Origin of the sequence: Olleya sp. HaHaR_3_96, from assembly GCF_019278545.1 — a bacterium.
Taxonomy (GTDB): domain Bacteria; phylum Bacteroidota; class Bacteroidia; order Flavobacteriales; family Flavobacteriaceae; genus Olleya.
In genome coordinates this window covers 2795364-2807083 of record NZ_CP058987.1, presented here as the reverse complement: position 1 = coordinate 2807083, position 11720 = coordinate 2795364, and the positions used below count along the sequence as shown (strand labels likewise).

The 11720-nt window shown below is 34.1% G+C and carries 13 protein-coding genes; 12 read left to right on the top strand and 1 reads right to left on the bottom strand.

The genetic code is table 11. The features are described 5' to 3' along the window. The first annotated feature begins 1 nt into the window (after position 1). The 3 genes from H0I26_RS12360 to H0I26_RS12350 all read left to right on the top strand — a co-directional run bounded on the left by H0I26_RS12360 (position 2) and on the right by H0I26_RS12350 (position 2216). Complete coding sequence (locus tag H0I26_RS12360) at positions 2-856, top strand: substrate-binding domain-containing protein (RefSeq protein WP_136584681.1); 855 nt, start codon at positions 2-4, stop codon at positions 854-856. A 431-nt stretch (positions 857-1287) separates the two neighbouring features. Continuing rightward, positions 1288-1452, top strand: a complete 165-nt coding sequence (locus H0I26_RS12355; RefSeq protein ID WP_218699314.1) for a hypothetical protein — start codon at positions 1288-1290, stop codon at positions 1450-1452. A 401-nt stretch (positions 1453-1853) separates the two neighbouring features. Further along, complete coding sequence (locus H0I26_RS12350; RefSeq protein ID WP_218699312.1) at positions 1854-2216, top strand: endonuclease domain-containing protein; 363 nt, start codon at positions 1854-1856, stop codon at positions 2214-2216. 406 nt (positions 2217-2622) lie between these two features. On the opposite strand, the gene ung is transcribed toward H0I26_RS12350, so the two are convergent. Continuing rightward, complete coding sequence (gene ung, locus H0I26_RS12345; protein WP_218699310.1) at positions 2623-3288, bottom strand: uracil-DNA glycosylase; 666 nt, start codon at positions 3286-3288, stop codon at positions 2623-2625. Between the two features lie 80 nt (positions 3289-3368). Here ung and H0I26_RS12340 point away from each other — a divergent pair, with 80 nt between their 5' ends. From H0I26_RS12340 to truA, 9 genes are all read left to right on the top strand, one after another. After that, a complete protein-coding gene (locus H0I26_RS12340; RefSeq protein ID WP_218699308.1) occupies positions 3369-3884 on the top strand; it encodes a GNAT family N-acetyltransferase in 516 nt (171 codons plus the stop codon). Between the two features lie 37 nt (positions 3885-3921). After that, entirely contained in the window at positions 3922-5412 is a 1491-nt protein-coding gene (locus H0I26_RS12335; protein ID WP_218699306.1) for a YfcC family protein, read from the top strand. 116 nt (positions 5413-5528) lie between these two features. Then, a complete protein-coding gene (locus H0I26_RS12330; RefSeq protein ID WP_218699304.1) occupies positions 5529-6128 on the top strand; it encodes a SatD family protein in 600 nt (199 codons plus the stop codon). Then, positions 6125-6841, top strand: a complete 717-nt coding sequence (locus H0I26_RS12325; RefSeq protein ID WP_218699302.1) for a DUF3307 domain-containing protein — start codon at positions 6125-6127, stop codon at positions 6839-6841. Before H0I26_RS12330 ends, H0I26_RS12325 begins: the two co-directional genes overlap by 4 nt. 73 nt (positions 6842-6914) lie before the next feature. After that, positions 6915-8342 carry a hypothetical protein gene (locus tag H0I26_RS12320; protein WP_256935119.1) on the top strand — a complete coding sequence of 476 codons (1428 nt, stop codon included), beginning with the start codon at positions 6915-6917 and terminating at the stop codon, positions 8340-8342. Positions 8343-8432: 90 nt separating this feature from the next. Next, complete coding sequence (locus H0I26_RS12315; RefSeq protein WP_218699300.1) at positions 8433-8954, top strand: hypothetical protein; 522 nt, start codon at positions 8433-8435, stop codon at positions 8952-8954. A gap of 5 nt (positions 8955-8959) precedes the next feature. Next, positions 8960-9958, top strand: coding sequence for a YARHG domain-containing protein (locus H0I26_RS12310; protein ID WP_218699298.1), 999 nt, complete (start codon positions 8960-8962; stop codon positions 9956-9958). 302 nt (positions 9959-10260) lie between these two features. Next, positions 10261-10626: a hypothetical protein gene (locus H0I26_RS12305; RefSeq protein ID WP_218699296.1), complete on the top strand. Its 366-nt coding sequence runs from the start codon at positions 10261-10263 to the stop codon at positions 10624-10626. Between the two features lie 120 nt (positions 10627-10746). Then, on the top strand, positions 10747-11541 hold the full coding sequence (gene truA, locus H0I26_RS12300; RefSeq protein ID WP_218699294.1) for a tRNA pseudouridine(38-40) synthase TruA: 795 nt from the start codon (positions 10747-10749) through the stop codon (positions 11539-11541). Positions 11542-11720: the final 179 nt, after the last annotated feature.

The window sequence follows — 11720 nt, the reverse complement described above, 5'->3', positions numbered from 1 at the left end:
TATGAAGCAAATTAATATTGGAGGTGTACCAGAACACTTTAACCTAGCTTGGTATTTAGGTTTAAAAAATGGCGAATTTAAAGATGCGGATATCAACTTACGTTGGAAAGACTATTTTGGTGGTACAGGTGCTATGTGCAAAGGCTTAAGAGATGGAGATATTGATATGGCTGTCATCTTAACAGAAGGTATTATCAAAGACATCATAGCAGGTAACAAATCTAAAATTGTTCAGGTATTTGTGGATACTCCATTAATATGGGGCATTCATGTTGCTGAAAAATCGGACTATAAAACTATAGAAGATTTAAAAGGAACCAAAGCAGCGATCAGCAGATATGGCTCTGGATCTCATTTAATGGCTTATATCAATGCCGAAAATAATGGATGGGATTTAGAAAAAGATTTAAACTTTGAAGTTATAAAAAACTTAGATGGTGCTGTTGAAGGTTTAACCGAAGGGAAAGCCGATTACTTTATGTGGGAGAAGTTTACCACAAAACCATTAGTTGATAATGGAACGTTTAGACGTGTTGGTAACTGTCCTTCGCCTTGGCCGTGTTTTGTTATAGCTGTTAGAGAAGACTTTTTAAAAACTAATAAAGCTGATGTTAAAGCCATTTTAGATATTGTAAATGCTACGACTGAAGAGTTTAAAGAAATCCCGAGTATCGATCGTATGATTGCTAACCGCTATGAACAAGAAATTGAAGATGTTCAAGAATGGTTGAGCTTAACGGAATGGTCACAAGACAATATCTCGAAAGAAACGGTTAAAAAAGTACAAGACGAATTGTTCGCTTTAAATATTATTCCTGAAAAATGGAAATATGAAGATCTTGTTGAAGATGTATAATTTTAAAACGCCTCACTTATTTAGTGGGGCTTTTTTTGTTTTATATGTGAATATTAAACTCCTCTTTCTTCCAATTTCTTTTTAATTAAGAAATTAAAATTCATTCTCGGCTTAAAAACAAGAGGAGAGCTACAATAACTCAACAGTAGTAAAAACTACAAAACAACCATTAACACCATCGCAAACAGCTCCTCCCTTCAGCTGAAGGGAGGTGTGTTTTTCAAAGAAAAAGACGGAGGGTTTGTCCCAAAACGCGAAGCTGTTTTACTAGTTAACAAATAACAAACTCCTCTTTCTTCTAATTTCTTTTTAATTAAGAAATTAAAATTCATTCTCCTCTTAAAAACAAGAGGAGAGCTACAATAACTCAACATTTGTAATAATCTCATATCAAATTTACTATCACCATCGCAAACAGCTCCTCCCTTCAGATGAAGGGAGGTGTATTTTTCAAAGAAAAAGACGGAGGGTTTGCCCCAAAACGCGAAGCTGTTTTAAAAGTGTACAAGTATAAAACTCCTCTTTCTTCTAATTTCTCTCAAAATAAGACATTAGAATTCATTCTCGGCTTAAAAACAAGAGGAGAGCTACAATAACTCAACATTTGTAATAATCTTAAATTAGAGTAACTATCAACATCGCAAACAGCTCCTCTCTTCAGTTGAAGGGAGGTGTATTTTTCAAAGAAAAAGACGGAGGGTTTGTCCCAAAACGCGAAGCTGTTTTAATATATAATAAATAATAAACTCCTCTTTCTTCCAATTTCTTTTTAATTAAGAAATTAGAATTCATCTCCTCTTAAATTTAAGAGGAGAGCTACAACAACTCAACAGTAGTAAAAACTACAAAACAACCATTAACACCATCGCATGCAGCTCCTCCCTTCAGTTGAAGAGAGGTGTGTTTTTCAAAGAAAAAGATGGAGGGTTTGTCCAAAAACGCGAAGCTGTTTAAGCCAAAATTCTAAAAGCTACAAACTTTTCTGTAACTTGAAGCCATGTATCGCGAACAAGTACACAGTAAACAAGAGTTAAAACAACTAAGAGCAAAGTTAAGGCATAGTCTAACGCCTTCGGAAGCCTATTTGTGGACTAAACTTAAAGCTAGACAATTCCATAAGACAAGATTTACAAGAAAACACAGTATCGGGTATTATATTGTTGATTTTTATTGTGCTGAACATCTATTAATAATTGAATTAGATGGTGAAATTCATAACAACCCTGAACAATCAAAAAAAGACAAAACAAGAACAAAGTATCTAGAACACCTCGGTTACACAGTGCTGAGATTTGAGAATAAAATGGTTTTTGATTTTTTACCCTCTGTTTTTATGGCTATTGAAGAGCATATTCGTTAAGATATTAGAATACTTAAACTCCTCTTTCTTCCAATGTCTCTCAAAATAAGACATTAGAATTCATTCTCCTCTTAAATTTAAGAGGAGAGCTACAATATTTCAACATTTATAAAAGCTAAAACAATAATTACTATCAACATCGCAAACAACATCTCCCTTCAGCTGAAGGGAGGTGTGTTTTTCAAAGAAAAAGACGGAGGGTTTGTCCCAAAACGCGAAGCAGTTTTAAAAGCGGACAAGTATAAAACTCTTCTTTCTACCAATACCCTCTTAATTAAGACATTAGAATTCATTCTCGGCTTTAAAACAAGAGGAGAGCTACAATAACTCAACATTGGTAATTATCTCAAATCAAATTTACTATCACAACACTATTAGTAAAAGCGAAAACAAGACTAAAAACACCTTACCAATCTATTAAGTCCAATCCGTCAGACGTTAACAAATTATTAGTTTGACTAAAATGTTTGTTCCCAAACCAATAGCCGCGATTAGCACTTAAAGGCGAAGGATGTCCTGAAGTCAAAACATGATGTTTTTTAGCATCAATTAGCTTCGCTTTTTTCTTAGCAAATCCACCCCAGAGTAAAAACACCACGTTTTCTTTTTGATCACTAATCGTTTTAATCACAGCATCTGTAAAGGTTTCCCAGCCTTGTTTTTGATGACTTCCAGCCTCGTGTGCTCTAACGGTTAATGTCGCATTTAGCAAAAAGACACCTTGTTTGGCCCAACGCTCTAAATTTCCGCTTGACGGATATGGTTTCCCTAAATCGGTTTCAATTTCTTTAAAAATATTAATCAACGATGGCGGATGTTTTACACCATCAGTAACACTAAAACACAACCCGTTAGCTTGGTTGTAATTGTGATACGGATCTTGACCAATAATAACAACTTTTAAAGCTTCTAAATGACAGGTATCAAAAGCATTAAAAATTAAATTTTCTGGCGGAAAACATTGGTTTTGTTTATAATCTTCGGTAACAAATTGAGATAAATCTTTAAAATAAGGTTTATCAAATTCGGTTTGTAACGCTGTTTTCCAACTGTGATGTATATTGACGTTCATAACTTTTAATTATTGACCTTTAATTCAAGCACAAAATAATACTATCTTTAAGAATTCTAAACCTATTTGTTAATTATTAAATGACCATTCAAAACGCCACAATCAATGATATTGAGGATATCTTTAAGCTATACAAAATAGCTTCTGATTATCAAAAGACTAAGAAAACAGTAGTCGTTTGGCCTGATTTTGAGCGGCAATTGGTAGCTACTGAAATCAAAGAAAATCGACAATTTAAACTCATCATTAACAATACGATTGCTTGTGTTTGGGCGATAACATTTAAAGATGATCAAATTTGGGAAACGAGTCAAAATGATAATGCAATGTATATCCATCGTATTGCTACTAATCCTGAGTTTAGAGGCCAGCATTTTGTAACTAAAATAGTAGATTGGGCAAAAGGTTACGCATCAACAAAAGCAATCGATTATATTAGACTAGATACATTAGGTAATAATACGGGCTTAATTGCGTATTATAAACAATCAGGTTTTGATTTTTTAGGCATTTTTGATTTAAAAAATACGAACGGTTTACCGGAGCATTACCATAATCAGCCGGCCTGTTTGTTTCAAATACAACTGAGTAAATAAGACTTAAAATTATATAAAAAAGACAATTACATTTTAAATGAAAAACATAAAATTCCCTTCAGCACAATCAATTTTACTTATCATAGCTGGACTAGTGACGCTATTAACTTGGTTGGTTCCAGCAGGTAAATACGAAACTTTAGGTTATAATAAAGAATCTAATCAGTTTACAAGAGTCAGTCTTGAAAAAACAGAAGCCTTAGCAGCAACACAGCAAACATTAGAAATTCTAAACATTAAAATTCCGTTAGAAAAGTTTACTAATGGAGATATTAACAAGCCTATCAACATCCCTAATACGTATCAAGAATTAGAAGCACAACCACAAGGGTTTTATGATTTTGTAAAATCGCCAATCAAAGGAATAATAGAATCAGCAGACATTATTTTTCTAGTTTTAATTATTGGAGGATTAATAGGTATTATAAATAGTACAGGTGCTTTTGATGCAGGAATCAGCAAATTAGCAACCGCACTAAAAGGGCGCGAATTCATCTTAATTATATTAGTCACAGTTTTAGTGGCAGCTGGAGGAACAACGTTTGGTTTTGCTGAAGAAACTATTGCCTTCTACCCCATTCTAATCCCGGTATTTTTAGCTGCAAAATATGATGCCATGGTCGGTATCGCCTCTATATTTTTAGGAAGTGCTATTGGGACTATGTGTTCTACAATTAATCCGTTTAGTACTATTATTGCTAGTGATGCTGCAGGTATTAGTTGGACTACAGGGCTTGGCGGTAGACTATTTATGCTACTGGCCTGTTTGACTATTGCTTTAATATATATTATTAGATACGGTAAACGCGTCCAAAAAGACCCTACAAAATCTGTTATTTACGATCAGCAACAACAAATAGCAGCGTTATTTTCTCATAAAACCGAAACCGTACAATTCACGACCCGTTTACGCTTATCTTTAATAGTGTTTGCTTTATGCTTTATAATCATGATTTATGGTGTTGTGGCTTTAGAATGGTGGTTTGTAGAGATGACCTCTGTCTTTTTAGTCGGTTCAATATTAATTGGTGTCATTGCAAAAATAAAAGAATCCGAGTTTATAGAGACGTTTGTTAAAGGTGCAGGAGATTTATTGGGAGTCGCTTTAATTATTGGTATAGCACGTGGTGTAACGGTGATTATGGCTGATGGATTAATTAGCGATACGTTATTATATTATGCGAGTTCTATGACGGAAGGCATGAATAAAGGGCTTTTTGCAAGTGCTATGACAGCAATTTACGCGGGATTATCCTTTTTTATTCCAAGTAGTTCCGGAATGGCTGTATTAACCATGCCCATCATGTCGCCTTTGGCAGACAGTGTTGGTGTAGGAAGAGAACTTGTCGTTAACGCGTACCAATATGGCTTGGGGTTATTCTATTTTATCAATCCTACAGGTTTAATTTTAGCCTCATTAGCAGTCGTGAAAGTCGGTTTTAATAAATGGATAAAATTTGTGATGCCCTTATTTATAGTCCTAATTATCTTTACTTTAGTGGTGATGACAGTCTCTAGTTACTTATAAGACATAACGAAAACTATAATATCTGCTTCAGAACAGATATTTGTAATTATCTGCTTAAAAACAGATATTGTTGCATATCTGCTTAAAAACAGATATATTTATAAAAACTAATAAAAATGGTAGCAGTATTAACAGGAGACATTATTAATTCTAGAGAAGGCAATGTGTCGCAGTGGTTGGATATTTTAAAAGCCACCCTTGATAAATATGGACAAACACCACACCAATGGGAAGTGTTTAGAGGCGATAGTTTTCAACTGGTTACCACACCAAAACAGGCCTTATTAGCAGCGTTACATATTAAAGCAGCGATTAAGCAAAATGAAAGTTATGACGTTAGAATAGCCATCGGTTTAGGAGAAGAAACCCATAGCGCTAAAAAAGTAGCCGAGTCCAATGGTATTGCTTATATCAATTCTGGCGAAGCTTTTGAAGCCTTAAAAAAGCAAACATTAGCCATAAAATCTGACCTACCAGAATGGGATCAACCTTTAAATATAATGTTTCATTTAGCACTACTAACGGCTAATAATTGGAGCAGCACCGTTGCTAAAGTCATTTTAACAGTATTAGAACACCCTACAAAAAACCAAAAAGATATTGCAAAACTCTTAGGTAAATCACAAAGTAATATTAGTGAAGCCCTAAAACGTGGCGGTTATGAAGAGATTATGCAATTAAACAACTACTACCAAAACCAAATTATAAAACTATGATGTTATTAGTACTTAAATTAGTGTTAGCACACGCCATAGGCGATTTTGTGTTACAACCAGAAAAATGGGTTATAGACAAAGCGTCAAAAAAGCACAAATCAAAATATTTATACTACCATATTTTAGTTCATGCCATCGCTTTAATAGTAGCCCTACAATTTGATTTTAACTATTGGTTGGGTATTTTAAGCATACTAGCATCCCATTATATTATAGACCTTCTAAAAATTAATCTAACAGAAAAAGTAAATGCAAGACTACTCTTTTTCTTAGATCAAATCGCACATCTAATTATAATCGTTATTGTTGCTATAGCCTACACGTCGTATGTCGTAGATTTTTCAGAAATTTATTCAAAAAACAACATCGCTTTTCTTCTTGCAATCATTACTATAGTATCCATAGCACCAGTAGTTATGCGCTTAATGATGAGTCAATGGGTTATCGAAGAAGATAACGCAGACCAGTCCTTAGAAAAAGCCGGAAAATACATTGGTATTCTAGAGCGTTTATTTGTCTTTGGGTTTATTATACTCAGCCAATGGAGCGCCATAGGTTTACTAATTACAGCTAAATCGGTGTTTAGATTTGGTGATTTATCAAAATCCAAAAACCGTAAGTTAACCGAGTATGTTTTAATAGGGACTTTAGTCAGTTTTGGAATTGCTATAGCTGTTGGTTTAGCCTATAACTATGTTGTCAAACTGAACTAATATTATCTTCATTTACCAACCAACCAACCAACCAACCAACCAACCAACCAACCAACCAACCAACCAACCAACCATGACCATAAAACATTTTTTATATAGCCTATTACTGTTAAGTAGTGTTAGTTGTAAACCAAAATTATCTGGAGACACCGAAGACGATTTAACCGCCTCGTTATTGGTGGTTAAAAAAGAGCTCAATGTGACTCAACAAGAAAAATTAGATAATGCCATCGGTGTTATTGGTCTGTATGCCATGAAAGAAAAATGGGAACATCCGGATAATCACCCTAACCAGTCTATAACGGCTATTACATTAAGCACACTAAATAATAAATCGTACGACGCTGTTGTTAATTTTGCCGAAGATTTTATTCAAACCCTTAACCAAGATAAAATAAACGCTCTAGAATCAGAAATCTCAGAACTAGACGCACAGCGCACAAAAACAGATGCAGTCGTTACACTTCTAGATGCGTTTAAACCTTCTGATATCGTTATAAAAGAAAACAGTTGGGACGAGCCAGCACTTTATCTTAAAATTAAAAACACTAATAATTTAAAAGATATCACCAACTATATGTTTACTGTAAACCTATACTCTATCGCTCAGGATAAACTGATTTTATCCACAGGTTTTGGAAGTCGTTTAGAACATGGTAATACAATAGCTAATGATCAATTTTTCTGTAATATATCAACATCACTATCTTCAATAATCCAAAATAGCAGACGATTACAAAAACTACAACCAACATTTAACTATCCTATAACAGACTTGGCGCAATATGACTTACGTGTAGAGATTATACCTAGTCAAATAAGACTAAAAGATGGGACCACTTATGATTATCCAGAGCCAAATCCTAAACTAATACAGGAACAAATACAAACATTAAAAGACCAAATACAAACGTTAAAAAACACGAGTAACAGCTTAGATAGTTTTTCTCAAGAGGACGACAATGCTCATAACCAAACACCTGCGTTTAACCAAAGTTACCTTGCAGATCTAGAAGTCATCAGACAAAAGCCAGTAAATCAATTAGAACGTCTTAAAAAAGTAAAACCCAATCTAAACTTAACCTTTCCTGCCAATTATGAAGTCAAAAAGCAAGCTATTGGAGGTATGTATATCTTTAATTTAAGTGACAGTCTGGTCTTTGATAATTCCAATAAAGATTTGATACAATATCAAATTCAAGACACCACTTATATCGAATATCAAGATAGTTATAACAAACCAAATGGTAAACTACTTATTTTAAAGAAACCAAATGTTGCTTATGACTTTAAAGAAACCATGGACGCTGTAAAAGAAGAAGCGCAACGTAACAAAACAATAGATGCCGATACCTCTGGTTATATCTATCAAAGAATAAACAACTATAATCTAGTACGTTATTTTAAAATACAAAATGACCATTATTTATATGTTATGACATTTAAAAACTTAGAAGACTGCGTTAAAGAGTTTGACCGTTCAAAAAATATGATACAGTAATATCAGCTCGCTTTCGCGGAAATAAAGCCAAAAGCTTCACCGTTATAACGGAAACTATAGTACTAAAAACAAACCTAATAACATTTAAACATGGTCGGGGAACTCAAGACAATTATACTAGTCGTCACCGTTATTATTTTAATCATAGTAAAAATAACAGGTGCTTATCAGGTCAAATCAAACCGCAAACACCGCACCAATTTACTAAGCAAGCTAAAAAGCGTTCCTATAGTATTGGATACTATAAAAATAGACGGATTACATTGGACAGAAAACAGAGCGGTTGATGTGTACGATAACGAACTGTATCCAAACCAATCGTCTTCTTATATTGAACCTGCCACTAGCGACTATCATAAACAGAAGGACATAATTAAATTTAAATCTAATTTAATCATCCCAATCACTTATATGGGGCAAACGTATAATTTTAAAACGACGTTACCAATAGAGCATACTATTGTTAGAATGAAGTTTTACGTCAAAAAAACAATGCCAATCTATATCGTAAATGCTACACCAGATAGTGTTCAGTTTTTAATTGACTTTACGTTTATGGACATTCCAATGCTATCCGTAAAAACCACACCTTATTTCACAAAAAAGGACTAACAAATATGAGATACGCCATACTACTCCTCTGCGCTACCCTCTTTTTACTAATCTCTTGTAATAATAGGAAGCACCCTAAAACTATAGACACAGAAACAAAGATTACGGCGCTAGACAACCATTCCCCAAAATTATTAACAGAAACCGAATTAAACGCCAAAGACTTAAATCAATTACGCTTACTAAGAAATGAGGTATATGCCAGGAAAGGGTATGTCTTTGATAGTGCCGAATTAAACACTTATTTTAATGCACAACCCTGGTATTCACCTAGAAAAAACGACCCTGTTTTTCTTACCGAAACGGAGAAGCAATACGTTCACCATATAAAACAAATTGAAAAAACGAAAAGAACACAAGCTATTCTTTACAAAGCATCACAATCAGAATCTAACCGTTTTAGAGACACCATTGCTATAAATTATAAGGACAATAAAAAACTATTAGATGTACTCCAGTTATTTCCCAAGTCAAATATGGGCAGTTGGGATTGGCCTCAAAAAGACCGTACAACCATGGTTGATTATATTAAAACACATAATTATATCATAGATACCACAGCACAATTTTTAAATATCAAATACGTCAAACCCAACACCATGGGCTTATCTGTTGTGGACGGCTTTTGGACGTTATCTCTCTATACTCTCGACGCGGACAACACCTTGGTTATTACTAATGATAGCGTGGGCGATGGTAATGATTATACCGTGTATATATTAAAAAATGCTGTTTTACAACTTATAGACGCCACTCCCATTTTTGGTGAGTACTTTAATGCATTACTTCAAAATAATTCTGAAACCTGTCAAAACCTGTTAGAAGAAAACAAAATCACTTTTGATTACGATTTTAGTGCGCCCCAAAGTATTACCATTGCCTCTTGGGCTTTACACCAAGACGAGGATTCGGACTGTTTTAAAGGTAACACGATCGTATTACAATTAAATAAAAAAGAAGGCCGCTTTTTAGTGTCAGATACCTATTGGAAAGCAAACGACTAAACTATTAAACACCTTAAACGCTATAATCACACTTCATGATCTCAGTTTTTTTAGAACACTAATTACCCTAAATTGCTTATATTTAAATCAAATTACTCAATAACAGAACAATACACTTATCAATTTTTATTTAAAATACGCTAATTAAACTAAAACATATGGCACTAAAAACAGCTTTAATTATAGTTATAACGCTTTCGCTGAATGCGTGCCAATAAGCGAAAACAACCACTGAAACCACAGGACCACAAATTAGCCAACAAGACCAAAGAACCGCATTTTTAAACGTCTTAAACAAACATTTGGCCGCTATCCCAACTAAGGATTTAGAAACCCTAAAAAGGACCTTGACGCCAAACGGAAACATGCAACTTATTTTACCACAAACAGAACCGACCAACACCAATACTGACTTTTTAAACTACCATAAAACGTGGTTTGAAGCAGATCTGGAATGGGATTTTATCACAACAATACGGAATATACAAGTTGGTGATCGTTTAGGTATGGCCATAGTAGACGTTGTCTACTCCGAACCGCTAAGAGATGGTAAACCTTATTTTAATCGTATGATTGTAAGCTACGATTTACAAAAAATAGAGGGCCAGTGGTATTTTATAAAAGACCACGCCAGTTCTATACAAAAAAGTACAGATTTAAAAAATTAAGTACCACGCTTTAATTAAATAAAACAAGACCATTCCTATGTGCAACAAATAGTAACTATTCCCTATTTACACATCATATTATAGTTACAATACTTAGTTTTACGGTTTTTAAATTTAAAGATGCGATACTTTATACATTTAGGATTCGATGGAAGTACTTTTAGTGGTTGGCAACGCCAAAATGCAACGTCAAATACTATCCAAGAGGTTATAGAACACACCCTTCATAAACTATTTAAAAAGCCAATACCTATTTATGGCTGTGGACGTACGGATGCTGGTGTTCATGCTAGTCAATATGTCATTCAAATTAATCTTGACGAAGCGCCGACATTCGATTTAAAATTCCGGATGAATAAAAACCTGCCCAATAGTATCGCCGTGTTTGAAGTCCTAGAAGTCACCACCGACCAACATTGTCGTTATGATGTGGCAACACGCACTTACGACTATTTTGTCCATTGGAAAAAAAATCCAATACTCTTTTCTAACAGTTCTTTTTACGAGGATTATAGCTTAGATTTTGATCTCATGCAAAAAGCAACCGCGCTACTAAGTCAAACTACGGATTTTAGAGCCTTTTGTAAGCAACCAGATTTATACGATAATACCAATTGTACTATTAGTCACTGTGGATTATCTGTTAATCAACCTCAAGGGAGACTCCGTTTTACTATTACTAGCAATCGTTTTTTACGTGGCATGGTTAGAATATGTGTTTACTATCTACTAGAAGTCGGACGTGGTAAAATGACTATAGAAACCTTTAAAGCCATCCTAAACCAGGACAAAAAATTAAAAACCACTTATGCGGCACATCCCAATGGTTTGTTTTTAAGTCAAATCACTTATCCTAATTTACAATTGGATGACGCCCATAATTTAGTTACTATATTACGTGACGGCTTGGACTGATGTTATAATAAACGCCTGTAACTTAAAAGGCATCGTAATTATAAAGACAACGCGTTGAGCAGAAAGTTGAATAGATTTAAAATTAGTTATACTTTTAAAAGATAGAAAAAATTTAAATCCAAAAACACAACCTATAAAAGGCTATAAACACATCGTAAAATTTAATGACGCCTGCTAGG